The following is a 25,221-nucleotide window of genomic DNA, read 5'->3' on the forward strand; positions in this document are numbered from 1 at the left end:
TTATGCCGTTACCATTCTCCTTCGATTTCAAACATCCAGATTACCAGATGGTGTTTGAATGGCGGATGGAACGCTTACAGCGCATTCGCCAGCATCCTGAGATGCTGCCCGCGTTGAAGCAGTTTTATCGTACTAACCCGGCTCAGTTCATCATCGACTGGGGCATGACGACGGACCCGCGTAATATCGATTATGGCCTGCCGGTCACCATCCCTTTTCTGCTATTCCCGAAACAGGAAGAGTGGATTCACTGGATTATGGAACGCTGGGGCAAGCGGGAGAACGGTATCACCGAAAAATCCCGTGAAATGGGGCTGAGCTGGACGGCGATCGGGATGGCCTGCTCGCTTTGCCTGTTTAACAAAGAGATGGTCATCGGCTTCGGTTCCCGTAAAGAGGAATATGTCGACAGTACTGGTGACCCTAAGGCGCTGTTCTGGAAGGCGCGCAAGTTTGTAGAGACGCTGCCCGTCGAGTTTCGTGGGTCGTGGAATGAGAAGAAGCATGCACCGTACATGCGTGTTGAATTTCCTGAGACAGGCGCGGTCATCAAGGGCGAAGCTGGTGACAATATTGGACGTGGTGACCGAACCACACTCTATCTGGTGGATGAGGCTGCATTTCTGCAACGCCCGCTACTGATTGATGCGGCGTTATCGCAAACCACCCGTTGCCGTATTGACCTGAGTTCGGTCAACGGCATGGCGAACCCGTTTGCGCAGAAACGCCACGGCGGAAAGATACCGGTATTCACATTCCACTGGCGTAGCGACCCCCGTAAGGATGATGAGTGGTATCGCAGGGAATGCGAGAAAATCGACAATCCGGTGGTAGTGGCGCAGGAGCTTGACCTGAACTACAGCGCATCAGCGGAAGGTGTCCTGATCCCCTCAGACTGGGTACAGGCTGCTGTTGATGCACATATCAGGCTGGGCATCCAGCCAACTGGCAAACGACTGGGGGCGATGGACGTCGCCGACGAAGGTCGGGACAAAAACGCCTTTTCAACCCGTCACGGTTTCCTTCTGGAGAATGTGCGGGAATGGTCCGGCGTGGGCAGCGACATTTACCAGTCTGTTGAGAAGGTCTTCGGCTTTTGTGAACAGGATAATCTCGAAGAGTTTCGCTTCGACGAGGACGGTCTGGGGGCTGGCGTTCGCGGCGATGCGCGCGCCATTAACGAGTTACGCAAAGCCGCCCGCAGGCCGCCAGTACTTGCCACACCGTTTCGTGGTAGCGGCGCGGTATTCGATCCTGATGACGAAGCCGTACGGGGCGACAATGGGCAGGCCGCACGCCTGAACAAGGATTTCTTCGCCAACGCCAAGGCACAGAGCTGGTGGTACTTACGCAAGCTCTTCCAGAATACCTACCGCGCCGTTGTTGAGGGTATGGCCTACAACCCGGACGAAATTATCTCCATCAGCAGCACGATGGAGAGCAAAGACAAACTCATCATCGAGCTTTCGCAGCCAACCTACTCCATTAACGGCGTGGGGAAAATCGTTGTGGATAAACAGCCTGACGGTACCAGGTCGCCGAACCTCGCCGACTCGGTGATGATCAGCTACGCGCCAATGAATTCAGCCCTTAATATCTGGGAGCTGCTAGGGAGACAGGCCTGATGGCACGAAACAAACAAGCCTCGCGACGAACGGTGCAGGCCACGGCCGACGGCTACGAGAACTTTGTCGCCCGCGTGGGGATGCAGACGCCTAACCAGCACTCCGCATCGACCTACCGGGCGAACTTCACCAGCCGCAACCGTATGCTGGTGGAATGGTCCTATCGCTCATCCTGGCTCATCGGTGAAGCGGTAGATGCTATCCCCGACGACATGACCCGCAAAGGCATTCGCATCACTTCTGAGATTGACGCAAAAGACCGTGGCACTCTCGAAGCGCAACTGGATCAGTTGCAAATCTGGGATGCGCTGAACGACGTACTGAAATGGTCTCGTCTCTACGGCGGCGCGGTGGGCTTCATCATGATAGAAGGTCAGGCGCCCATGACCCCGCTACGGCTCGAAACCATTGGTGAAGGCAAGTTTAAGGGGATTCTTCCGCTTGACCGCTGGATGATTAACCCGGTACTGACCCGCCGCATTAAAGAAATGGGGCCGAATCTCGGCAAGCCTGAGCTTTATGATGTGGTGACCACCGCAACGGGCATCCCCGCCTGGCGTATTCACCATAGCCGCCTGATTCGCTTCGATGGGGTGACGCTGCCATTCCAGCAGAAGATGACCGAGAACGAATGGGGCATGTCGGTTGTAGAGCGTATCTGGGATCGGCTTACTGCGTTCGACAGCGCCACTGTCGGTGCGGCGCAGCTGGTCTACAAAGCGCATCTGCGGACCTACAAAGTGGAAAAACTCCGTGAGCTTATTGCACTGGGCGGCCCGGCATTCGAGGCGTTGCTGAAAAACATTGATCTGATCCGCCAGTTTCAGAGCAATGAAGGCATGACGCTAATGGATGCCAAGGATACCTTCGAAACCCACCAGTACAGTTTCAGCGGTCTGGATGACATTCTTTCGCAGTTCGCCGAGCAGATTAGCGGTGCTGTTGGCATTCCACTGGTGCGCCTCTTCGGGCAGTCCCCTAAAGGTTTCTCAACGGGTGACGCAGACCTTGCCAACTATTATGACCGGGTCAGTTCATTGCAGGAGCGTCGCTTACGCCTGCCAGTGCGCCGGGTGCTGGACATTATGCATCGTTCGGAGCTCGGTAAGCCGCTGCCGGACGATTTCACGTTTGAGTTTAACCCGCTATGGCAGATGTCAGATGTGGACCGCTCAACGGTGGCTGTGAATACCACCACGGCGATTGTCAATGCGCTGGATGCAGGTCTGATGACAACCAAAGCCGCTATGACCGACCTGCGTGAGAACTCCGATGTTACTGGCATCGGTGCATCCATTACCGACGAGGATATCGAGAATGCCGAAGACGAAGCGCCACCAGGCATCGGCGAACTTGTCGACAAACCGCCAGAGCCGACAGGCGGAGATCCGATATCGAACGAGCCTACGGCAGATAGCGCGGGCGGTCGGGGATATCGTAAATGGGCACTACGATGGTTCAAATGATAGCGTCACCGAAATCATGGAAGCCCTGGAGCGCTACAGCGAAATTATAACGCCGTGGGCGACGAAGGTTGCTGAGAACTTTACCGCCGACATTGTGCGCAAGAATGATGAGCAGTGGCGGAAACACAGCAAAACCATCAGTCGTGAACTACGCAATCTGGTGAGCAATGCCCCGCCAGGGCAGGTGATGAAATCCATCGTTGCCGAACAGGTTAAGTACATTAAATCGCTACCCCTCGAGGCTGCTGACAGGGTATACGACATCCAGAATCGGGCGATTGAAGCTGTTGTGACCGGGGGGAGAGCGGAGCATTTTGCTAAAGAAATTGCAGCATCGGGTGATATAGCAAAGTCCAGGGCTGACCTTATCGCCCGTACCGAGCTTGGACGTGCAACCGGCGCGCTCGATCAGGCGCGAGCGCTGTCAATCGGCTCGAATGGTTATATCTGGCGTACAGCCGAAGATGGCGACGTCCGGCATTCTCATCGGGAGATGGAAGGGAAGTTTGTCGAATGGGGACGACCCCCAACGCTTGACGGCATGACCGGTCACGCTGGCGAGCTCCCGAACTGCCGCTGTTATAAAGAAATCGTCTTCCCCAACCCTCATTCTTATCTCGCCTGAATCGCAGGTAAAACATGAAATATTTTTTCAATACCCGGCTGGGGGAAACCCGCTATCAGCTGGCTGACGGCTCGCTGCTGTGCAGAGACGTGCCGATAGGTCGAACGGGTAAGCAGCTTTACGGCGCTGCTGATCTGCCAAACCTCAAGCCTGACAAGTTCGGTGAGATAGTCGTAACGCGCTCTCCTGAGCAGGTATTCCATCCGGCCACGCTTGCCTCCTTCGAAGGGATGAGCATCACGATCCTGCATCCGGAGGATGAAAACGGGAACGTCCGGCTGGTCAATCCCGAGAACTGGAAAGAGCTTGCGGTCGGTCATCTTCAGAATGTCCGGCGCGGGACTGGTGAGCAGTCTGATTTGATGCTGGCTGACCTTATCGTCAAAGACGAAAGCGCCATTCAGCTTATCGAAGATGGTCTGCGCGAAGTGTCGTGTGGCTATGACGCGGAATATGAACAGGCTGAGCCAGGTAAGGCTGAGCAAGTCGATATTACCGGAAACCATGTGGCTCTTGTCCCCAAAGGCAGAGCCGGAAATCGTTGTGCAATTGGAGACAGAGACACAATGGCAAATCAAAAGAAAAGCTGGTGGACCCGCATGCGCACGGCCATCAAAACAGGTGACTCGGACACCATGAACGAACTGCTGGACTCAGCGCCAGCGGCTGTAACGGGTGATGAAGGTGATCTGCCGGGCGGCGTTAATCTCAACATTAACCTTTCACCGCAACAACCATTGCCGGACAAAAAGCCGGAGATGGGCGGAGATGTGACCGGCGACGGCGAGGACGATATCAAAACCCTGCTCAAGGCCCTGCTGGCTAAGCTGGAAGGAACGGCAACGGGCGATAATGCTGACACCCCTGATGATAAAGATAAGAAAGACCCGACCGGCGACGGCGAGGACAACGAAGAGGAAACCACGATTACTGGTGATTCTGCCTATCGCGCTGAAGTCATTATCCCGGGTATCGATCTGAGCCGTAAGGTGAAACCGACCGCATTTAAACGTGATGTGCTGGCGGCCGCAGACAAAACACTGGTTCGCCAGGTTGTCGGTGACGCTGATATCCGCAAATTACCTAAACAATCGGTTGATATGGCGTTTAACGCCGTATCTGAGATTGCAAAAGGGAGAAACACCCGCAGCACCACGGGCGATGCACAACGTCCAGGCATGGGCATGACCAGCATCGCTTCCCTGAACAAACAAAACGCCGACTTCTGGTCTAACCGCAAAGGATAATCCAATGACTGCATATCTGTACCGGATGCCTGTTGGCATTGCCGGGGCTATCTCTCGCCCGCAGGACTTAACCGTCGAACCGGTGATCCTTAAATCCGATAACGCCTTCGCAGCATATGGTCTGGCTGGCAAATACGACGCTGACGGCTTTTTCGTGCCGCTGGCGGAGGGTGACACCGTCGACAAGGTGAAGGGTATCTACGTTCGTCCGTATCCGACTACATCGCAGCCAGACATGGTTCGCCAGGTGGGTACTGATAAGAATTTCCCGGGCGACGCCATGAAGCGTGGGTACATGACGGTAAACGTGGGTGCTGATGCTTCGTCCGTTAAAAAAGGGGGCGTGGTGTACATCGTGGTATCAGCCGATGCTTCCATCCCAGTTCCGCTTGGCGGGATCACGGCGGCAGAGGTGACAGGCAAAACAGCCGCGTTACCTGATGCTTTTTTTACGGGGGCCGGTGACGCTGACGGCAACGCAGAAATCTCCTGGAAGATTTAAGGAACAGACGAATGATTACTTTTGATCAGGCAACCGTTGATAGCTCCGGTGCCTTTCTCATCGGGGAGCTGGAGCGACTCGACCAGGGGCTGAATCTGCCACTGGTGGGTTATACCTGGACACGTGATATCCAGTTGCGCGAAGACGTCTCTATCGCAGATGACATTTCCAGCTGGACGAATACCAGTTTTGGCGTGGCGGGTTCTGGCGCTAATCCGAATGGTAAAAACTGGGTAGGCAAAGATTCAACTGCCATTGCTGGCGTTAATGTTGATATCAGTAAAGACGGCAATCCGCTGAACCTTTGGGGGATGGAGCTGGGATGGACTGTTGTTGAGCTGGCTGCGGCACAGCAGGTAGGCCGTCCGATCGACACTCAGAAGTACGACGGGATGCAGCTTAAATGGCAGATGGATAACGACGAACAGGTTTACGTCGGAGACGAAGCGCTTGGTTTGAAAGGTCTGACGAATCTCGTTGGTGTGACGCTGAACAACGCAACGAAGACCTGGGCTAACTCCACCAACGATGAGATCCTCGACAGCGTAAACAGCATTCTGTCGAATGCCTGGGCAGCATCCGGTTATTCCGTCGTGCCTTCTGATCTGCGCATTCCGCCAGAGCAGTATTCATTGCTGGCGAGCCGTAAGGTTTCCGAAGCGGGTAACCAGTCACTGCTGACCTATCTGGCTGTGAACACTATCGCTTTCCACCAGAACGGCGTTCCGCTGGAAATCAAAGCGGTCAAATGGCTGAAAGGGCGCGGGGTTGGCGGTAAAGACCGTATGGTCGCCTACACCAACGATAAGAAATACGTCCGCTATCCACTGGTTCCGCTGCAAAGCGTTCCTGTTCAGTATCGTGGTCTGTACCAGATTGCGACCTACTACGGCAAGCTCGGTGCGGTTGAGCCAGTGTACAAAGAAACCCTGTCCTACGTGGACGGTATCTGATAACCAGAATGGCCCCGAAAGGGGCCAGAAGGAAACTAAAAATGGCGAAAGAAAAGCTGGTTACCATCCATGTTCACACCCCGTTTACGCTGACGCTCGGCGATCAGTCAAAACAGGAGTTTGGCCGGGGACGGCATAACGTACCAGAAGAGGTCGCGTCGCACTGGTTTACCCGGGCGCACGCTGAGCTTTCCGAAAGCGGATCGAATGAAACTGATGACCAGCAACCCGTTATTGACAGCCTTCAGGCGCAGATTGCCGATAAAGATAAACTGATTGCCGATCTGAAAGACGCTCTGCTCAAGCTGCAGGAGCAGAACGACAGCCTGCAGGCGCAGATTACTTCCGCCCGGACTGGCGGTAATGGGGCGAAAGATGCCAAAGAATCAAAGCCTGCCAACAGTAAGTGATTTTCGCCGCGACTTCCCGCAGTTTGCTGACCCGGCAAAATATCCCGACGTCCAAATCGAGTTCCGTCTAAATCTGGCCGATGAACTACTGAGCGAAAACGTCACTGGCAAAAAGTTGTTTCCGTACTTTGCCGAGTTGTTCGTTGCGCACTATATGACGCTCTGGGCGACAGATAGCCGGGCGATGCTGGTTGGCGGTCCGGGCGGTTCAACCAATGGTGTTCAGTCCTCTAAGTCCGTTGACAAGGTAAGCGTCAGCTATGACACCAGCGCGACGCTAAACCCTGACGCAGGCTTCTGGAATAACACCCGGTATGGCGCTGAATTTTATCAGCTGATCACGATGTTCGGTGCGGGGGGACGCCAGCTATGAGTTTCAAAAGCGGTGTAACAACGAGGGTTGATAACGCTCAGGCAATACTGGATGCGCTAAAGTCGCTAACCAAAAAGGATGTGCTGGTCGGTATCCCTGCGGAAGACAGCGATCGGGATGATGTGCCGTTCGGTAATGCCGGGATTGGGTATATCAACGAATACGGTTCACCTGCACAAAACATCCCACCACGTCCGCATCTTGTACCCGGCGTTAAATCAGTTGAAGACCAGACGATGCCACAGCTTAAAGCTGCGGCACAGGCTGCGCTTGATGGTAATGCGGCGGGAGCGGAAAGAGCACTCAACCGCGCAGGTACAGTGGCTGCAAGAGGGGTGAAAAATCACATCAAAGCTGCCAATTTTACTCCGCTTGCAGATAGCACCGTTGAAGCGCGTGCGCGCCGTGGGCGTAAAGGTGCGAAAGCGGAACTTGCGCGGCGTGCTGCTGGTGAATCTCCGGGCACCACTTTGGCTAAGCCTCTTTACGATACTGGCAAATATCTCGCCTCAATAACCCATGTAGTGAGGGATAAAGATGCCGACTCTTGATGTAACCGATGTGCTTTTTGACCCCGATTTTTGCGACTTCAACCTGTGGGTAACGCGTCGCGCACAAACGGTGGACGAGGACGGGATCGGCAGCGACAGCGAAGTTAAAACGCAGTTTGCAGGGGTTGTTACCGTTGACCGCTCTCTTGAAAACCGCCGCATGCAGGCCGGGCAGGTTATCAGCGGAGCGATTTTAATCGTGACGACTGAGCGACTCACGCAGGGGCAGACTGGCCGTGATGCCGATATCGTGACGTATCAGAACCGGGATTATCGTGTGACGTTCGTCGACCCGTATACCGCTTACGGTGCTGGCTTCGTCCAGGCTCATTGCGAACTGTTGCCGTTTGATGGGGGTACTCCCGTTGAGCAATAACACCAGCACACAGTGCGGCTGGCTGACGCCTACCAGCGGCGATCCGGATTATGACGAAGCGCTAGACAGGCTGTTAAGCCAGTGGATGCGCAACGTTTCCGGCTTGCCTGCTGGGATGGTTCGCCCGCGCTGGCAGAAAGATCAGCCGCCACTGCTGCCAGTTGAAACGAACTGGTGCGCGTTTGGCATCATCGAATGGCCCATTGATAACAGCCCCGCATTCACTCAACAGACCGATACCGGAACACAGCTCTGGCGGCATGAGGATTTTGTCGCTATGGCGTCGTTCTACGGCCCGGGGGGGATGCAAATTGCTTCGCGATTCCGTGACGGAATATCGGTTGAGCAAAACAACGCCGAGCTGAACCAGTCGGATCTCTCGCTCGTTGACTATGGCGATATTGTCCCTTTCCCCGAGCTTATTAACCAACAGTGGGTACGCCGTTACGACATGAAAGTGCGGCTGCGCCGGAAAGTGGTTCGAGAGTACAACATCCTGGCGCTGCAAGATGCGCCCGTTTCATTCTTCGGAGAGTAAATTATGCCGCAGGGATTACCTGTCTCAAACGTCGTTAATGTCGACGTGATCATTGGGCCGCGTGCGGCTACTGGTCGAAACTTTGGTTCACTGCTCATTCTCGGGAGCTCAACGGTTATCCCGGTTTCTGAGCGCATTCGCCTCTACTCCTCAAAGGAGGACATCGGATCTGATTTCGGCGTGGACAGCCCCGAATATGAAGCAGCAACAGTCTATTTCTCGCAATCACCACGCCCTAAAGAAGTATATGTAGGTCGCTGGGCTAAGACACTGGCAACGGGTGAGGCGGGTGCTGCTGAAAAGCTGATGGATGCGGTTAACGCCGTAATGGGCTACACCAACTGGTATGGTCTCGGTATTGCAGACAAAGAGGATATTGCAGATGACGACTGGCTGAAAGTTGCTGCAGCCGTAGAAGCTTCGGGCGTCAGCCGCATTCTGGCAATTACCACCAGCGATCCCGCCACCGTTGACGCCACTTCAACCGGGGATCTGGCCTACAAGCTGAAGGCGGCAAAATACGGGCGCACGTTCGTACAGTATTCCTCCAGCAGCAAGTACGCTGCGCTGTCTGCATTTGGCCGCGCGTTTACGGTGAATTTCAACGGCAGCAATACCACCATTACCCTGAAATTTAAACAGGAGCCGGGGATCACTTACGAAACTCTGACGACTGATCAGGCGGCGGCGCTGGATGCCAAAAAATGCAACGTGTTTGTGTATTACCAGAACGATACGGCAATCCTGCAGCAGGGCGTCATGTCCAGCGGTGATTTCTTTGATGAGCGCCACGGGCTCGACTGGCTGCAGAACTACGTTCAGACCAACCTGTATAACCTGCTGTACACCAGTACAACCAAAGTGCCTCAGACCGATGCGGGTGTTACACGTCTTCTGTCCAATGTTGAGCAGTCTATGGATCAGTCCGTGACGAACGGGCTGGTGGCTGCTGGCGTATGGAACGGTGGCCCAATCGGGCAGTTGGATTCCGGAGACACGCTGACAAAAGGGTATTACGTCTACGCACAGCCGCTATCAGAACAGGCACAGGCTGACCGAGAAGCCCGTAAGGCGCCGGTTATTCAGGTGGCCTGCAAGCTGGCGGGTGCGGTGCATTTCGCTGACGTACAGATCAACGTCGTTCGCTAAGGGGAAAATGAATGGCTACTTATTCTTTTATGGATGTCACGGCGTCCCTCTCCGGCCCGACTGGCGAGATTGACCTGGGCTACGGTTCCGCCAGTTCAGAGGAGGGGATCACCGTTGCAATGGGCGGCCCCAAAAACACCATGACCATCGGTGCTGACGGCGAAGTGATGCACAGCCTGCACGCGGATAAAAGCGGTACGGTAACTGTCAATCTGCTGAAGACCTCGCCGACAAACAAAAAACTGTCGCTGGCGTATAACGCACAGAGTCAGTCCTCAGGTACCTGGGGAAACAACGTCATTGTGATCCGAAATAAGGTGAGCGGAGACATCATCACGGCGCGCAGTGTGGCGTTCCAGAAACAGCCGGATAACGCCAACGCTAAAGCCGGTAATACGATGCCCTGGGTATTTGACTGCGGCAAAATCGACCAGATCCTCGGAGAGTTTTAACAGATGGAATGTTCAGTCAAAGGCCACGATTACCGCGTGGCAAAACTCAGCGTTTTTGACCAGCTGAAAGTCACCCGTAAATTGCTGCCGGTACTGGCGGGCATGATGTCAGATTTCGGGAGCATTCGCTCCCTTCTGCCTGTGGATGGCAAAATCGACAGCGCTAAGTTTGATGCGCTTAAGCCGGTGTTTGAAACCCTGCTTCCGCGCATCGCTGAGGAACTGTCTTCCCTGACCGAAGAAGACACCAACGCGATTATTCATCCTTGCCTGGCTGTGGTATCACGCAAACATATGGGGGGATGGGCCCCGGTGTTTAACAGCGGTCAGTTGATGTTTGACGATATCGACCTGCTGACCATGCTGCAGCTGGTGGCGCGGGTGGTCGCCGATTCTCTGGGAAATTTTTTGCCCGTGAACCCTACCAGCGCGACGCCGGGGCAGTCTCAGGATTAATCCTTAACAGCCTGCCTGACGGGCTGTCTTATCTCCTCGATCCGGTTGATGCCGGGTTAATCCCTTATTACGCGCTGAAGGATGGGTCTGTCGATCTGTGCGATATCGCGCTGATGAATGACCATCTGGCCGTTAAGGCTGACAACCAGCGCCGTATTGAGAAATGGAGAGAGGATAATGAACGCTGAGACTATTAAAGATTTTCTCGTCTCCCTTGGCTTTGGTATTGATGAAGCCGGATACGAGAAATTTGAATCTGTTCTTGCTGGCGTCACCGCAAATGCCATAAAAACAGGGCTGGCGGTGGAAGGTGCGGCGCTGTCCGTTGTTGCGTTTACGGCGAAAATTGCCTCCGGTCTGGATAATCTCTACTGGGCATCTCAACGCACCGGCGCGACGGTTCAGGGGATTCAGTCGATTGGCTACGCAGTTTCGCAGGTGGGCGGTAGTGTGGACGCGGCGCGGACTTCGCTGGAAAGCCTCTCCCGGTTTGTGCGTAATAATCCCGGCGCGGAAGGCTTTCTGAACCGCCTGGGCGTACAGACCCGGGACGCCAGCGGGAATATGCGCGATATGGCCGCCATTTTTACGGGCGTCGGCCAGAAGCTCAGCAGCATGCCGTATTACCGGGCTAACCAGTATGCGCAGATGCTGGGCATTGATGAAAATACCCTTATGGCGATGCGCTGGGGTTTAGGGGGATTCTCCGGCCAGTACAGCGCGATGGCAAAGGTCATCGGTTTCAATGCTGACGAGGCGGCCAAAAGCTCCAACAGGTTCATGACCTCCCTGCGCGAGTTCGGCGCGATGGCAGGCTTGGCCCGTGACAAGATCGGCTCTAATCTTGCTGGTGGTCTGGCGGGTTCGCTGGACACGCTGCGCCGCCACATCCTGGATAACTTCCCGCGCATCGAGCAGACCCTGACGAAAGCCATAAAAGGTATTCTGACGCTCGGGGATATCATCGGGCGCCTGTTCTTCAGGCTTATTGAGGGAACATCCAGCCTTATCACCTGGTGGCAATCACTGGATAAGCAAACGCGGGAACTGATCTCGCTGTTTGGCGCACTGACGATTGCGCTGCGCATTCTGAACAGCACGTTCTGGATGTCGCCGATTGGCCTCATTACCGCGCTGGCGGCGGGTATTGCTCTCCTGTGGGAAGACTATCAGACCTGGAAGGAAGGCGGGGACAGCCTGATTGACTGGGGTAAGTGGAAGCCGGAAGTCGACGCTGCGCTGAAGATGGTTCGTGACCTTAAAACGACCGTTAACGACCTGGCGAAAGCGCTGGCGAAGCTGCTCAATATTGACCCCAAATCATGGTCCCTGAAGTGGGATTTCAGCAATTTCATCGACCAGATGGGTGAGTTCAGCAAAATGCTGAACATGATCGCCGACCTGCTCAATGCCATTAAAGACGGTCGCTGGGCCGATGCCGCCAGCATCGGCAAACAGATGCTTAATCAGGGCAGCGAAAATTCGTCAGCGATGCCAATGGTAACAGACAGCGCCAACGGTGCCGCCGACTGGATTAAAGAGCACTGGGGATTCGATCCCCGCAGCGTAGGCCGAACGGTTCGCGGCTGGTTTGGGGGTGATGACCCTGAACAACACGGACAGTCAGTTAAGCGGCCACAACCAACAAAAGCTGGCGCTGAGCTGCTGGGATGGATGCAGCCGATGCTAACCAATCTGGAACACCTCTATCGGCTTCCGGAAGGTTTATTGCGCAGCGTGGCGATCACGGAATCTGGCGGTAATCAGTTCGCTGTTTCAGGTGCTGGCGCTAAAGGTCTGTTTCAGTTTATGGACGGCACGGCGCGCGACATGGGGCTGCGCGGGAATGATGTTTTCGACCCGGAGAAGGCCGCGCGGGCAGCCGCAAAGTATCTTTCACAGTTGCTGAGGGCGAATGGTGGTGACCTGAGTAAGGCGCTGGCGTCATACAACTGGGGGATCGGGAATGTGCAGAAACACGGGATGGCCCTTATGCCTCAGGAAACCCGCAACTACATTCCTAAGGTATTGAGCAACATGCCGGGGCGGGGTACACAGGTACAGCAGCAGAACACCTATCACATTTACGGTGGTGGTGATCCACGGGCTGTCGGTACTGAGGTCGAGCGCCGGCAGCAATCAGCAAACGCACAGGTGATGCGCGGCAATCAAACGAAGGTGGGTTAATGGATATTCTCTCTACGCTCTTTCAGCAGCAGAGCCGGAAAATAGGGATGATAGTCCCCAGTGTGGTTGTTTCAGAGAAGCACACCGACACGCTAGAGATAACAGAGCACCCTGTCGAGGTCGGTGCCGCCATCGCTGACCATGCCTACAAAAAACCGTCTGAAGTGGTGATGGAGGTCGGTTTCGCTGGTGGCGGATCGTTGCTGGATTTTGCCAGTAACCTGACGGCCACCAGCTTACTGGGCCTGAGTCCTCAGCAGACGTATCAGGAGATACTCGACTTGCAGGAAAGCCGTATTCCCTTCGATGTGGTGACCGGCAAACGGCTGTACAGCAACATGCTGATCCGCGCACTGGAGGTGACGACCGACAGGACGACCGAAAACGTTCTGTCTGCTGTCCTCACCCTGAAGGAGGTTCTTATCTCGCAGACGCAGCAGGTAACCGTCGCGGATAAAACCAACATGAAGGACGGGGCCAGCACGTCGGCGGTACTGAATACTGGCAACAAAACCACAAAGCCGCCAAATACCTCGCTGCTGAAAAGCATCACGGGTAACGCGGCGTCATTACTGGGGCTGGGCTAATGGCAATTCAGGAAATCCCGCTGACCGCGGATAACCAGCAGTTCAGCATCATCCTGGCGGGTATCACGTGGCGGATTCGCATCATCTGGCGTGACCTGTACTGGATCATGGACCTGCAGAACGACAGGGGGGAGCCGGTAATCTCCGGCATTCCTTTGGTCACTGGCGCCGACCTGCTGGCACAGTACGCATACATGGGACTGGGTTTTAAGCTGGTGGTGATGTGTGACGACAGTACACAGGATTATCCGACGAAAACCGACCTGGGCGGTCGCAGTCATTTACTGGTATTAACGGAGTAAGCATGTCACAGAACTGGATGAGGCATTTCGAGCTGCAGCTCGTGGGCGAAAACGGACAGGGTATTCAACTCAGCGATTTTAAAGTGACCTTTACGATCGACTGGTTCAACATCAGCAGCGCGTCCCGGGTGGGAACGTTCAAAATCTACAACCTGTCAGCTGATACGGTGAACCGCATCACCGGCCAGGAGTTTTCGAAAGTGCGGCTGATTGCCGGTTACGACGGTATCGCGCCGGAGGTGGCAGCCAGCGATGTCGGCATTGCGCGGGAAGTCGACGCCGACACGGTGGGCCAGAGCGACGGGCGCAACTACGGACTGATTTTTAGTGGGGAAATTCGCTACTCGGTCACAGGAAAAGACAGTCCCATTGACTCCTACGTCCTGATTCAGGCCGCCGATACGGATCTGGCATTTGCCACTAGCATTACCAATCAGACGCTGGCAGCGGGTTACACGACAGAAGATATGTTCAGGCTGTTGATGAAAGACTTCGAAGCCAAAGGCGCGACCGTTGGTCGCACTCCGGTATTCCCCCCGACTGTTTTCCCGCGCGGACGTGCGCTGTTTGGCATGACACGGCATCTTATGGATAACGTTGCTGCTCAGTGCGGTGCCACCTGGCAGTTCGTGGATGGTCAGCTTAATATGCTGCCCGAAGGTGAATACATGCACGACGCGATTGTGCTCAACAGCGCCACCGGGCTGATCGGCATGCCTCAGCAGACCATCGGTAATGGCGTTAACGTCCGCGCGCTGATTAACCCGAACATCCGGGTTAACGGGCTAATTCAACTGGATCAGGCTTCGGTGTATCGTACTGCATTGTCGAACAACGATATTGCTATGGCTGGTGGCCGCATCACCGACCAGAACACTGACGGCAATATCACACTCAGCGGCACCACGGCGCAGCCTGCCAGCATCGCAACGGATGGCGTTTATGTTGTGAAAGGCATTATGTATACTGGTGATACAAGGGGCCAGGCGTGGTACATGGACATGATGTGCGAAGCGCGTGGCGCGGCGGATCTTGTTTCCTCATCAGCGAGGGAAAGAGGGCTTCAATGAAACGGTTCTGTTTGGCGTTAGCAATGATGGTTACTGCACCGGCGATGGCTGCAATTCAGTGCGGCAATTACACAATGACCGGTGACGGAATGACTGTTATTAACGGTGAGACTGTCACATCTCAGAAAATCAAATTTCTGGGAAAAGATGGTGATTACTCAAACATGAAAATGGACATGGGCCTGATGCCTTCCCGTGATGGCAACAATTACGGCTTTGAGTTTGTGAAGCGTAACGGAAAAGCGTTCCTTAACGTCCAACTGCTGCAGAACAGCATGGACGCGCCGAGGATCATTGGATCATTTCCGTGTAAGAAAGTGCCTGATTGAGTGGAATTTATTTTTAACAAGTTCTCTTTACCTCCCCGCAAAAGAACAAAGTCTTAGTCTAAAATGGGGAGTAATGAATAAAACTACAGGTTGTTGATGATGCCTCCTGATGATAAATTCTGCTGCCACGGAGGATAATTAATGTCACTTGCACTGCATAGCAAACTGAATGAAACGCTTGAGATGCTTACTTCGCATATTGATGAAGGGCAACAGTTAGATGCTTTTACACTAAAGCGAGTGGTTTCTGGAGCAAGTAAAATCCCAGATGAGCCCGTGAAGCTTATGGTGTTGGCTCTGGCCTATGGAGCTGCGCATCAACACAGTGAGGCTGTCGGTTTTTTCCGGGAGGCAGTTGCATATCGTGACGAAGCAGTAGCCAGGAATTATCTCTCTTATCTCAGTTATACCGGGCAGTATGAATTGTATCGTGAAGAGGCTGTGAGACTGGCTAGGGAAATTACTAGTCTCGCTTTGTGTGTACGAGCCAGGAATGCAGCCTATGCGGACGGTGATGGTGAACTATCACTCTTTTTTGCTCGAAAAGCTCTGTCTATGATTGGAAGCGATAGCGAGCGAGAAAGCATGGAGTCAGATGTTATGGAAAAAAAACAGGCATTAGATGCATTCATAAGTGTGACTGATTTAAGTACAAATGAAATAAGTCTTCTTTCCAGAACAATTGCTAATGTCGCCAAAAATTATGGTGTTTTAGCAATTTCACATGACTACGTCGCAAGCCCTGAAGGGGATGCGGGCATAGTTTGTGATGTGTTATGCGAAGATGCTGATACGCTTTCCGATATGGATATTGACGTTGCTACTGAAATTGCAATGAATGAAGTCTTCGCTGGAAAAAATGTAACAGCTTGGTTCCGCGGGCGTAATCGGCAGGAGATTCAATTCACAATATGAGTATCCAAGGAAAAGAGTTCATTGACGCAGCCATCACGTGTTTAGACACTGGTGTTGAGTCTGGTTTCAGAAGTGCTATTTCGCGGGCTTACTATGCTTTCTACCATGAAACATGCGGCCTTTTGACGTGTTGTCCACCAACAACACATGATGGAGTTGTACAATATCTGACTTCAGACGCAAGGCGAAAGGGCGAACCTTATGAGTTAATGTCTCTTATCCAGTTGGGGGCAGTTCTTAAGCAACAAAAAATGAAGCGTAAGCGCGCGGACTACGATCTAACAGAGACTATTTTGCAAACAGAAGCGAGTTCATCTATTTCAGCAGTGAACAAGATGTTGGACAAAATAGCAGAAATGAAATCCCAGGCTGCTTAATTAAACCTTATTTATAAACCCGCCAGTGGCGGGTTTTTTGCTTTCTGGAGCCTACTAAATGGCAGTATCTGACCAGACCCGTAGCGGCGACCTTGCCGAAACATTCAAATCTGAGCGGGAAACAACAAAGAACCAAATCCGCGTCGCTTTGCCCGGCATTATTCAGTCATTCGACCCTGACGCGGTTACGGCGGTTGTGCAGCCTGCTATCCGTTCGGTTGAGACCGATAACGACGGCAACCGGGTGACAAAACCTTACCCGCTGCTGGTGGATGTGCCCGTGGTATTTCCTCGCGGCGGCGGCTGCACGCTAACGTTCCCGGTGAAAGCCGGTGATGAATGCCTGGTGATTTTTTCCGATCGCTGCATCGATTTCTGGTGGCAGAACGGCGGGGTACAGGAGCCTGTCGACGATCGGGTGCATGATTTATCGGATGCGTTCTGTATCGTCGGGCCGCAGTCGCAGGCGCAAAAAATAAGCGGAATAAGTACGGGGGCCGCGCAGCTCCGTAGCGACGACGGAAGTACGTTCTTTGAGCTCAACCCTTCCACTCAGAAAATTAAAATCGTAGCGCCTGGCGGTCTGGATATAGTGACTCCGCTGGCCGACTTCTCGGCGAAAGTTACCATTCATGGGCTGCTGTCCTGGCTGGGCGGCATGGTAGGGTCCGTTGTTTCTGGCGTTGCATCAAAAATCACCGGTGCTGTTGAGTTTATCGGTAGTGTGAAAGCGAACGGCAAGTTGATCGACAATACCCATACGCATGGCGGCGTTCAACGCGGTGGAAGCAATACAGATGAGGTGAACTAATGCGGTACAGACGTGAAGACGGCGAAGGTGATTACACTTTTGGTAGTGGCGATGATACCTGGCTGATTAACTCGCCAGAAGCTGTCGCGCAGGCGGTAAAAACACGATTTGCATTGTGGTACGGGCAGTGGTTCCTCGATAAGACAGAGGGAACACCGTGGATTCAGTCTGTGCTCGGTAAGCAAAAGCCGGAAACCTACAATCTGGCGATCCGCAAGCGCATCCTCGAAACGCGGGGCGTGAAATCCATCCTCTCTTTCAATACCACAGTGAACACGACGACGCGCCGCGTCCAGTTCTTCGCTGAAATCGACACTATCTACGGAACAACGACAGTAACCAGCGAGGCATAAATGGCCCTCAATTTGGACACACTCGGCTTATCGGCAACGGTAACCGCTGAGGGGATCAGTGCGCCTGATTACCAGACGATACTCGATACCCTGACGAGCTATTTCCAGCAGATTTATGGTAGTGACGCTTATCTGGAGCCGGACAGCAAAGACGGCCAGATGGTGGCGCTGGTGGCGCTTGCTATTCACGATGCCAATAACACAGCCATTTCCGTCTATAACTGCTTTTCACCTGCTACGGGTTACGGCGCAGCGCTGACCAGTAACGTAAAAATTAACGGTATCGCGCGCAAAGGTGCAACGAACTCTACCGTGGATTTACTGCTCACTGGCACCGCAGGAACAACCATTACGAACGGCACCGTGAAAGACACCAATAACGTGATCTGGCGTCTTCCGGATTCAGTGGTGATTGGTGTTGATGGCACCGTGACGGCAACTGCAATTTGTTCCAAAAGCGGAGCGGTTGCAGCTCCTGCGGGGGCGATTACCACTATCAATACACCGACCCGTGGCTGGACGTCAGTAACCAACCCGGCAGCGGCCACCGTTGGCGCACCTGCAGAAACGGACGCAGAACTGCGCATCAGGCAGGGGCAGAGTGTCGCGATACCATCCATCACACCATTTGAAGGTGTGGACGGGGCGATCGCTAATATTGCTGGTGTGACGCGCCACAAGCTCTATGAAAATGATACAGGAAAGACTGACGGTAACGGGCTCCCTCCGCATTCCATCTCGGCCATTGTTGATGGTGGCGATGTGACCGAAATAGCCAGGACCATCCGGGGAAATAAAGGGCAGGGGGGCCGGACCTGGGGAAAAACATCCGTAACCGTACCGGATAAATATGGCAATCCTCACATAATCAGTTTTTCGCGACCAACTGATGTCCCTGTTTACGGAAAAATCACCTTAAAAGTTTTTGCCGGGTACACATCTCAGATAGGTGTGCAGATTCAGCAGGCTGTTGCGGATTACATTAACAGACTGATGATTGGTGATCAGGTACTGCTGAGCCGGATTTATTCTCCTGCTAACCTTGGGGTCGTCAGTGGTGGAAATGCACGCTATTACGATATTCAGGAGCTGCTGATCGGCAAATCTCCGGAAGCTGTTGCTGCGGCGAATATTAATATTGCTTACGACGAATCTGCCTCCTGTAAGCCGGAAAATATTATTATTACGGTGGCAGCATGAGCAAATATACGGACTTAATTACTAACTATCATGCGACAAAACCTAAATTCGTTGAACACATCGATTTAGTGACCAGGCCGTTAGCTGAAACTTCAGCCGCAATAAATGGGCTAATAAACGCTTTTGATATTGATTATGCGACAGGAATACAACTCGATATTCTCGGCCAGTGGATAGGGTTAAGCCGGGTTGTAAGCCAGCCAATAAGCGGTGTCTATTTCAGCTGGGACACTGACGGACTCGGATATGACCAGGGCGTCTGGCAGGGGCCATATGATCCGGATTCGGGTTATACCTCGCTGAGCGATGAAACCTATCGCATCGTTCTAAAAACGAAGATAGCAATTAACAACTGGGACGGAAGAAACGACTCTCTGCCTCCCATTCTTGACGCTGCACTGGACGGGTCCGGTCTGAAGATGCAGATCGTCGATAACCAGGACATGACCATAGGTATCTGGGTTTTTCCTGAAACAGATATTTCATCGGTCTCTCTCGAACTTATTGCTGCGATACGACAAGGGTATCTGACGGTAAAGGCCGCTGGTGTATGGGGCGGAAGTATTGAAATTCCTTCGGTGGAAACGCCTTCTGAAGGAAACAGGTTTTTTGGGTTTGATATGGATAACGAATATATCAGCGGGTTTGATGCCGGTTCATGGGGGACATTACTCTGATGGCTAAAAATGATTTTAAACCGTTTGCGACGGGCAAGGGTGCTAATGTTACATCGCAGCCTGACTGGGAGGCGCTGCCGGCGCTCCTGTCTGGTTTTACTGCGGGCAAGGCATCAAGTGCACAGGTAAATAAAGCGCTGCGTCAGGCGAGCTTCATCGCTGCAGCACTGGCACAGTACACAGCCAGCAAGAGCGGGCAGGATGTACTCGATGATGGTGACCTGAGCGGCTTTATCGCCAAAATGTCCGCTGCGTTCGGTAAGGATTTTCAGACTCTTGATGCCACGCTGACGGCGCTCGCTGGTCTGGCTACTGGTGCAGATAAACTTCCGTATTTTACGGGGAATGATACCGCTGGACAGACAGATCTTACTTCTGTTGGGCGCGACATCATCGGAAAAGCCAGTATTGCGGATATTCTCACATACCTCGGTTTAGGAGAAACGGCAAAGCAAGCTGCGGGCGCCCTGCAAAAATCGCAGAATGGCGGCGATATTCCGGACAAAAAACAATTTGCGAGAACTATCGGCGCGGTAACGTCGACTACCATTACACTTGGTGAATCAGGCTGGTTCAAAATCGCCACGGTTGTAATGCCGCAGTCCACGTCAACAGCGGTAATTAAGCTTTACGGAAGTTCGGGGTATAACGTTGGCTCATTTGAACAAGGGGCAATCAGTGAACTGGTGCTGCGTTCAGGTAACGGGAACCCGACAGGAATAACCGCCACATTGTGGAGACGTTCGCCTGCCGCGGCTAACGAGGTCGCATGGGTTAATACATCAGGCGACACTTACGATATTTATATTAATATCGGCCAGTATGCGTACTGGTTAATTGCACAGTACGATTACACCAGTAATGCAAATGTCACGCTGCACAGTACACCTGAATATTCATCAGTACAGCCGGGAAACTCAACCAACGGTCAGACATATACAATTTACAGTAGTCTGATGAAACCAACAGCCGGTGATGTGGGTGCATTGCCGATTACAGGAGGGCGTCTTAACGGCCCGCTGGGTATTGGTACTGACAATGCACTTGGTGGTAATTCGATTGTGTTCGGCGATAACGACACAGGAATTAAACAGAACGGTGACGGGATACTGGATACGTTTGCGAATAGCCAGCACACCGTTCGTGTCGCTCCCGGTGAAATGCAGGTTCTGGGAGCCATTCGCGCAGGCAATGCCAAACGAATGACCATGACCAGCTCAAATAACTCCGCGCTGAATGCTCAATTTCATTTGTGGGGTGACGGAAATCGACCAACGGTTATTGATCTGGATGACGACCAGGGATGGCATTTATACAGCCAGCGTAATACCGATGGCAGTATTCAGTTTGTTGTTAATGGACAAGTTATTCCGGATAATTACGGTAATTTCGACGCCCGTTATTTAACATCAGGAAACGTATATACAAAAGGTGAATCAGATAATCGTTATGTCCAGAATATCCAGCGCGGCGCTCCTGTATGGCCTGGCAAAGTAGATGAATATGGACCAGCAGAAGCGCCTGCTGGTTGCTTTTTAACACAGGCCAGACATGACCCAACAACAGCATACGGTGTGACATTTGCGTATAGACCACTCCAAATGTGGGTGGGTAATGGCTGGCGTACAATTAATGGATAATTTAGGTGAATATAATGGAATTGAAAAACGTAACCAGATACATTCCTGATGCCCCGGATTACGATAACAACTTTCTGTATTTCCGTAGTGAAGATGGTCAGGACTTCTACGAATCGCTGAATAAATTCACGAAAAAATATAAGTTGTGCATTGACTCCGAAAATATAATCCGTTCCGTATCAGAAGATGTGTCGCGACTCTATCCGGCTGGCTTTTCAGTTGTTGAGGTCAATAAACTACCAGCCGGATTTAATATCTATGGCGACTGGAAATATTCGAACGGCACTGTTCTGGCTGTTCCCGTTGACTATCAGGCTAAGGCCGAAACCACCCGACAGAAACTACTGGATGCCGCTAACAGCGCCATTGCCGACTGGCGAACCGAACTGGCGTTGGGTGAAATCAGTGACGACGATAAGGCCAGCCTGACTAAATGGATGGCGTATATCAGGGCGCTTAAAACGCTGTATTTAACAGGCATTTCAGATGAGGCCACCTTCACAGCAATCAGGTGGCCTTCATTACCACAGGAGTGATTTACTGGCTATCGATATTCCTGCTAATCATTTTTAGGTCATCTACACACATTTATTCTGGGATGAGTTGAAATATTGCAAAAATATTAAGGCTTATTATTTTTTCTTTAAGTAAATTTACGCTCAATAAACTTAATTGTTTATTCAATGATGATACAGCGTGAACTATGCTGGAAATGAAGGAAATTAATAGTAAGGATAGTCTGATTATTCACGGGTGATATTATGAGACATCGTATATTTTTACCATTGCTTCTGGTGTTGTCGGCTACAGCCTTCTCAGCATCGGCCATGGCTGACAGTGATACAAAAGCGCCTCCTGATAATTCAAAAAACTCTAGTGGATTGCCACCATTCCCGGCAGCACTTATTTATCAAAGTCAAGAGTGGTGCCATAAATATCCACCAGGGACCTATAGACCACCGTTTTTTTGTGAGATTTGTCAGTGTTAAATTTTTTTAATAAACCTATAGTAACTTTCTGGGTGCTAAAGACGTATTTAGCTATTATGTTTCATTGTTCCTACTGAACTGAATATCACTTCAGGCTGACGTATTTTATTAACGTCAGCCTGTCTTTTCACAACGTCATATTACTGGCTTGCAGGCACATCAGGCCAGGATTTTATCATTTATCAAGAAAAACTAGGCCTTATTTATAGCAAATATGAAGAAGACCTGTCTGTCATAACTGATAAGGTTACTGGTTAGTATATTAAATTTATACTCAATGAACTCCACAAATTTTAAACCAATCTTCAGGGACGGGTATGGCAGCAGGCCAAAGAATACACCACCTTCGAGACATTGTCTTAATTTTTTCTTCTTTTTTATGATATTGAGAGTCTGCCGCTATTGTAAGAGCAGAATATAGTGAAGGTGGTAATATTAAAACCATTGCTAAAAATACGCTCTTAACGTGTTTCATAATATGTTACCTGTTAAATTGTGACTCACTATCCTTACTGTTACAGCATCCTTTATTACAAATATTAAACGTAATTCATTACTACCGGGTGAGTAAATAAAAATAATTTATAAAATATTTACTTTAAATAAAAATGATAAGCAATATTCTATTTTCTATAGAAATTAATTCATATGAGAGTGAGTTCATGTGCTATTCAAATCCTTACTAGCTCCCATCCACTGGGAGCGCAGGCCGGGCGCCTGATTAGGGCAGGAGTACCGCGACAGCAGGTAGCGATTATTTATGACGTGGGGCTGTCGACGCTGTACAGAAAGTTCCCGGCCTCTAAACTGGCTTAAATATGCGCCATGACAATACAGTCAGAAAATCGTCGGGCAGGGGATACCGCAGCAGTGGACTATGAAGCGAGAAATGCTTTCGCCTAGGTATACCACCCGCTATGAAGACCTGTTTCGGGTTAAGTGACAGGTTCAATTAATTCTTCACCCTGATTTTTCACATTTTTGATGTGATGGATTACCGCAGTCACGTTGTTTGCAAGAGCGTGCTTTGGTAGGCTGCCTGCAGTTTAGTCAGTACTGACTGTAACCGTGTTTATAGGTCGTATGGGCCACTATTGTGATGTAACATCGTATGTTGATCAGCAGATCGTATGCTGACGATTGCAAAGCTACAGTGTAATATGCACGCCAGTCGTTGATGGGGTAGTTATTGTGGAATGTCCACCGCTGTGTCCATCAAGAAAAATTTATCAGCATAGCGAGTTGAAAAATTCATATTTATGAAGAACATAAGAAATTTCTCCATCATTGCTCACATTGACCACGGTAAATCGACGCTGTCTGACCGTATTATCCAAATCTGCGGTGGCCTGTCTGACCGTGAAATGGAAGCTCAGGTACTTGATTCGATGGATCTTGAGCGTGAGCGCGGTATTACTATTAAAGCCCAGAGTGTGACGCTGGATTTTAAAGCGTCTGATGGTGAAACTTATCAACTGAACTTTATCGACACGCCGGGACACGTTGACTTTTCCTATGAAGTTTCCCGTTCGTTAGCCGCCTGCGAGGGCGCGCTGCTGGTGGTGGATGCCGGCCAGGGCGTAGAAGCGCAAACGTTGGCTAACTGCTACACCGCGATGGAAATGGATCTTGAAGTGGTGCCGGTGCTTAACAAGATTGACCTGCCGGCCGCCGATCCGGAGCGTGTGGCGGAAGAAATCGAAGACATTGTCGGTATTGATGCGACGGACGCGGTACGCTGCTCCGCCAAAACGGGTGTCGGCGTGACGGATGTTCTGGAACGCCTGGTGCGCGATATCCCGCCGCCGCAAGGCGATCCGGACGGCCCGCTGCAGGCGCTGATTATTGACTCCTGGTTCGATAACTACCTGGGCGTGGTATCGCTGGTGCGTATTAAAAACGGCACCATGCGTAAAGGCGACAAAATTAAAGTGATGAGCACCGGGCAGACCTACAACGCTGACCGCCTGGGGATTTTCACGCCGAAGCAGGTTGATCGTACCGAGCTGAAGTGCGGCGAAGTAGGCTGGCTGGTCTGCGCCATTAAAGATATCCTCGGCGCGCCGGTTGGCGATACCTTAACCTCAGCGCGTAACCCAGCGGAAAAAGCGTTGCCGGGCTTTAAGAAGGTGAAACCGCAGGTCTATGCAGGTCTGTTCCCGGTCAGCTCCGACGATTATGAAAGTTTCCGCGACGCGCTCGGCAAGCTGAGCCTGAACGATGCCTCACTGTTTTATGAACCGGAAAGCTCCTCGGCGCTGGGCTTTGGTTTCCGCTGCGGCTTCCTCGGCCTGTTGCACATGGAGATCATTCAGGAGCGTCTGGAACGCGAATACGATCTGGATCTGATCACCACTGCGCCGACCGTGGTTTATGAAGTAGAAACAACGGCGAAAGAGACTATCTATGTTGATAGCCCCTCCAAGCTGCCGCCGTTGAATAACATTTATGAACTGCGCGAGCCTATCGCTGAATGTCATATGCTGTTACCACAAGCCTATTTAGGTAACGTTATTACGCTGTGTATTGAGAAACGCGGCGTACAAACTAACATGGTGTATCACGGTAACCAGGTCGCGTTGACCTATGAAATCCCGATGGCGGAAGTGGTGCTCGACTTCTTTGACCGTCTGAAATCAACGTCGCGCGGCTATGCGTCTCTGGATTATAACTTCAAGCGCTTCCAGGCTTCCGATATGGTGCGTGTTGATGTGTTAATCAACAACGAACGTGTCGATGCGCTGGCGCTGATCACGCACCGTGATAACTCGCAAAGCCGTGGTCGCGAGCTGGTGGAGAAGATGAAAGATTTGATCCCACGTCAGCAGTTTGATATCGCGATTCAGGCGGCGATTGGTACGCATATTATTGCCCGTTCGACGGTAAAACAGTTACGTAAAAACGTGCTGGCGAAGTGCTACGGCGGCGATATCAGTCGTAAGAAAAAACTGCTGCAGAAACAGAAAGAAGGTAAGAAACGCATGAAGCAGATCGGTAACGTCGAGCTGCCTCAGGAGGCGTTCCTCGCCATTCTGCATGTCGGTAAAGACAATAAATAATC

30 protein-coding genes and 2 pseudogenes are annotated in these 25,221 nt (G+C 52.0%); 31 read left to right on the top strand and 1 reads right to left on the bottom strand.

The window, feature by feature from the left end; translation table 11 throughout:
* Nucleotides 1-2 precede the first annotated feature (2 nt).
* From ACLJR2_RS20235 to ACLJR2_RS20370, 28 genes are all read left to right on the top strand, one after another.
* The gene (locus ACLJR2_RS20235) at nt 3-1,625 is read left to right on the top strand and encodes a TerL protein (RefSeq protein WP_057515246.1); all 1,623 of its coding nucleotides are present in this window, start codon (nt 3-5) and stop codon (nt 1,623-1,625) included.
* Entirely contained in the window at nt 1,625-3,091 is a 1,467-nt protein-coding gene (locus ACLJR2_RS20240) for a DUF1073 domain-containing protein (protein ID WP_057515245.1), read from the top strand. Before ACLJR2_RS20235 ends, ACLJR2_RS20240 begins: the two co-directional genes overlap by 1 nt.
* Nucleotides 3,092-3,107: 16 nt before the next feature.
* On the top strand, nt 3,108-3,716 hold the full coding sequence (locus ACLJR2_RS20245) for a phage head morphogenesis protein (RefSeq protein ID WP_000387695.1): 609 nt from the start codon (nt 3,108-3,110) through the stop codon (nt 3,714-3,716).
* A gap of 14 nt (nt 3,717-3,730) precedes the next feature.
* Nucleotides 3,731-4,963 carry a DUF2213 domain-containing protein gene (locus ACLJR2_RS20250; RefSeq protein ID WP_000873182.1) on the top strand — a complete coding sequence of 411 codons (1,233 nt, stop codon included), beginning with the start codon at nt 3,731-3,733 and terminating at the stop codon, nt 4,961-4,963.
* Between the two features lie 4 nt (nt 4,964-4,967).
* Entirely contained in the window at nt 4,968-5,465 is a 498-nt protein-coding gene (locus tag ACLJR2_RS20255) for a hypothetical protein (protein WP_057515244.1), read from the top strand.
* Nucleotides 5,466-5,476: 11 nt separating this feature from the next.
* Nucleotides 5,477-6,418: a DUF2184 domain-containing protein gene (locus ACLJR2_RS20260; RefSeq protein ID WP_000627464.1), complete on the top strand. Its 942-nt coding sequence runs from the start codon at nt 5,477-5,479 to the stop codon at nt 6,416-6,418.
* 41 nt (nt 6,419-6,459) lie between these two features.
* Nucleotides 6,460-6,828, top strand: coding sequence for an STY1053 family phage-associated protein (locus tag ACLJR2_RS20265; protein ID WP_001040702.1), 369 nt, complete (start codon nt 6,460-6,462; stop codon nt 6,826-6,828).
* Nucleotides 6,794-7,201 carry a DUF4054 domain-containing protein gene (locus ACLJR2_RS20270; RefSeq protein ID WP_057515243.1) on the top strand — a complete coding sequence of 136 codons (408 nt, stop codon included), beginning with the start codon at nt 6,794-6,796 and terminating at the stop codon, nt 7,199-7,201. The genes ACLJR2_RS20265 and ACLJR2_RS20270 overlap by 35 nt, the downstream gene beginning before the upstream one ends.
* Nucleotides 7,198-7,752, top strand: a complete 555-nt coding sequence (locus ACLJR2_RS20275) for a hypothetical protein (protein WP_000008736.1) — start codon at nt 7,198-7,200, stop codon at nt 7,750-7,752. Before ACLJR2_RS20270 ends, ACLJR2_RS20275 begins: the two co-directional genes overlap by 4 nt.
* The gene (locus tag ACLJR2_RS20280; RefSeq protein ID WP_001142474.1) at nt 7,739-8,128 is read left to right on the top strand and encodes a hypothetical protein; all 390 of its coding nucleotides are present in this window, start codon (nt 7,739-7,741) and stop codon (nt 8,126-8,128) included. Before ACLJR2_RS20275 ends, ACLJR2_RS20280 begins: the two co-directional genes overlap by 14 nt.
* Nucleotides 8,118-8,666 (top strand): LIC_12616 family protein, encoded by a 549-nt coding sequence (locus ACLJR2_RS20285; RefSeq protein WP_000069897.1) that lies wholly within the window; start codon nt 8,118-8,120, stop codon nt 8,664-8,666. The genes ACLJR2_RS20280 and ACLJR2_RS20285 overlap by 11 nt, the downstream gene beginning before the upstream one ends.
* Before the next feature lie 3 nt (nt 8,667-8,669).
* A complete protein-coding gene (locus ACLJR2_RS20290; protein ID WP_057515242.1) occupies nt 8,670-9,815 on the top strand; it encodes a DUF3383 family protein in 1,146 nt (381 codons plus the stop codon).
* Nucleotides 9,816-9,826: 11 nt separating this feature from the next.
* Nucleotides 9,827-10,267 (top strand): DUF3277 family protein, encoded by a 441-nt coding sequence (locus tag ACLJR2_RS20295; RefSeq protein WP_057515241.1) that lies wholly within the window; start codon nt 9,827-9,829, stop codon nt 10,265-10,267.
* Nucleotides 10,268-10,270: 3 nt separating this feature from the next.
* Nucleotides 10,271-10,723 carry a phage tail assembly chaperone gene (locus ACLJR2_RS20300; protein ID WP_057515240.1) on the top strand — a complete coding sequence of 151 codons (453 nt, stop codon included), beginning with the start codon at nt 10,271-10,273 and terminating at the stop codon, nt 10,721-10,723.
* A 23-nt stretch (nt 10,724-10,746) separates the two neighbouring features.
* Entirely contained in the window at nt 10,747-10,911 is a 165-nt protein-coding gene (locus ACLJR2_RS20305; protein WP_023229521.1) for a DUF6889 family protein, read from the top strand.
* Nucleotides 10,901-12,910: a transglycosylase SLT domain-containing protein gene (locus tag ACLJR2_RS20310; protein ID WP_057515239.1), complete on the top strand. Its 2,010-nt coding sequence runs from the start codon at nt 10,901-10,903 to the stop codon at nt 12,908-12,910. The genes ACLJR2_RS20305 and ACLJR2_RS20310 overlap by 11 nt, the downstream gene beginning before the upstream one ends.
* Entirely contained in the window at nt 12,910-13,497 is a 588-nt protein-coding gene (locus ACLJR2_RS20315; RefSeq protein WP_057515238.1) for a phage baseplate protein, read from the top strand. Before ACLJR2_RS20310 ends, ACLJR2_RS20315 begins: the two co-directional genes overlap by 1 nt.
* Nucleotides 13,497-13,799: a phage baseplate plug protein gene (locus tag ACLJR2_RS20320; protein WP_031571512.1), complete on the top strand. Its 303-nt coding sequence runs from the start codon at nt 13,497-13,499 to the stop codon at nt 13,797-13,799. The genes ACLJR2_RS20315 and ACLJR2_RS20320 overlap by 1 nt, the downstream gene beginning before the upstream one ends.
* Nucleotides 13,800-13,801: 2 nt before the next feature.
* Nucleotides 13,802-14,869, top strand: coding sequence for a hypothetical protein (locus ACLJR2_RS20325; RefSeq protein WP_057515237.1), 1,068 nt, complete (start codon nt 13,802-13,804; stop codon nt 14,867-14,869).
* Nucleotides 14,866-15,198, top strand: coding sequence for a hypothetical protein (locus tag ACLJR2_RS20330; protein ID WP_000819157.1), 333 nt, complete (start codon nt 14,866-14,868; stop codon nt 15,196-15,198). Before ACLJR2_RS20325 ends, ACLJR2_RS20330 begins: the two co-directional genes overlap by 4 nt.
* A gap of 141 nt (nt 15,199-15,339) precedes the next feature.
* Complete coding sequence (locus tag ACLJR2_RS20335; RefSeq protein WP_000050388.1) at nt 15,340-16,113, top strand: hypothetical protein; 774 nt, start codon at nt 15,340-15,342, stop codon at nt 16,111-16,113.
* Nucleotides 16,110-16,490 (top strand): hypothetical protein, encoded by a 381-nt coding sequence (locus ACLJR2_RS20340; RefSeq protein WP_000027041.1) that lies wholly within the window; start codon nt 16,110-16,112, stop codon nt 16,488-16,490. The genes ACLJR2_RS20335 and ACLJR2_RS20340 overlap by 4 nt, the downstream gene beginning before the upstream one ends.
* A 58-nt stretch (nt 16,491-16,548) precedes the next feature.
* On the top strand, nt 16,549-17,301 hold the full coding sequence (locus ACLJR2_RS20345; protein ID WP_000301077.1) for a Gp138 family membrane-puncturing spike protein: 753 nt from the start codon (nt 16,549-16,551) through the stop codon (nt 17,299-17,301).
* On the top strand, nt 17,301-17,654 hold the full coding sequence (locus tag ACLJR2_RS20350) for a hypothetical protein (protein ID WP_001270643.1): 354 nt from the start codon (nt 17,301-17,303) through the stop codon (nt 17,652-17,654). Before ACLJR2_RS20345 ends, ACLJR2_RS20350 begins: the two co-directional genes overlap by 1 nt.
* On the top strand, nt 17,655-18,854 hold the full coding sequence (locus ACLJR2_RS20355) for a baseplate J/gp47 family protein (RefSeq protein ID WP_057515236.1): 1,200 nt from the start codon (nt 17,655-17,657) through the stop codon (nt 18,852-18,854).
* Nucleotides 18,851-19,531, top strand: a complete 681-nt coding sequence (locus tag ACLJR2_RS20360; RefSeq protein ID WP_057515235.1) for a DUF2612 domain-containing protein — start codon at nt 18,851-18,853, stop codon at nt 19,529-19,531. Before ACLJR2_RS20355 ends, ACLJR2_RS20360 begins: the two co-directional genes overlap by 4 nt.
* Nucleotides 19,531-21,171 carry a hypothetical protein gene (locus tag ACLJR2_RS20365; RefSeq protein ID WP_057515234.1) on the top strand — a complete coding sequence of 547 codons (1,641 nt, stop codon included), beginning with the start codon at nt 19,531-19,533 and terminating at the stop codon, nt 21,169-21,171. The genes ACLJR2_RS20360 and ACLJR2_RS20365 overlap by 1 nt, the downstream gene beginning before the upstream one ends.
* Nucleotides 21,172-21,185: 14 nt before the next feature.
* Nucleotides 21,186-21,707, top strand: coding sequence for a tail fiber assembly protein (locus ACLJR2_RS20370; protein ID WP_057515233.1), 522 nt, complete (start codon nt 21,186-21,188; stop codon nt 21,705-21,707).
* 727 nt (nt 21,708-22,434) lie between these two features.
* Here ACLJR2_RS20370 and ACLJR2_RS20375 read toward each other — a convergent pair.
* Complete coding sequence (locus ACLJR2_RS20375) at nt 22,435-22,635, bottom strand: PagK family vesicle-borne virulence factor (protein WP_057516116.1); 201 nt, start codon at nt 22,633-22,635, stop codon at nt 22,435-22,437.
* Between the two features lie 227 nt (nt 22,636-22,862).
* Between ACLJR2_RS20375 and ACLJR2_RS20380 the strand changes: the two are divergent.
* The 3 genes and pseudogenes from ACLJR2_RS20380 to lepA all read left to right on the top strand — a co-directional run.
* Nucleotides 22,863-22,976: pseudogene (locus tag ACLJR2_RS20380) on the top strand (helix-turn-helix domain-containing protein); the annotation flags it as partial.
* A gap of 34 nt (nt 22,977-23,010) precedes the next feature.
* Nucleotides 23,011-23,103, top strand: a pseudogene (locus ACLJR2_RS20385) (DUF4113 domain-containing protein); the annotation flags it as partial.
* A gap of 316 nt (nt 23,104-23,419) precedes the next feature.
* Nucleotides 23,420-25,219: a translation elongation factor 4 gene (gene lepA, locus ACLJR2_RS20390; RefSeq protein WP_000790154.1), complete on the top strand. Its 1,800-nt coding sequence runs from the start codon at nt 23,420-23,422 to the stop codon at nt 25,217-25,219.
* Nucleotides 25,220-25,221: the final 2 nt, after the last annotated feature.

Origin of the sequence: Salmonella sp. SAL03688, from assembly GCF_046551895.1 — a bacterium.
Classification (GTDB): domain Bacteria; phylum Pseudomonadota; class Gammaproteobacteria; order Enterobacterales; family Enterobacteriaceae; genus Salmonella; species Salmonella enterica.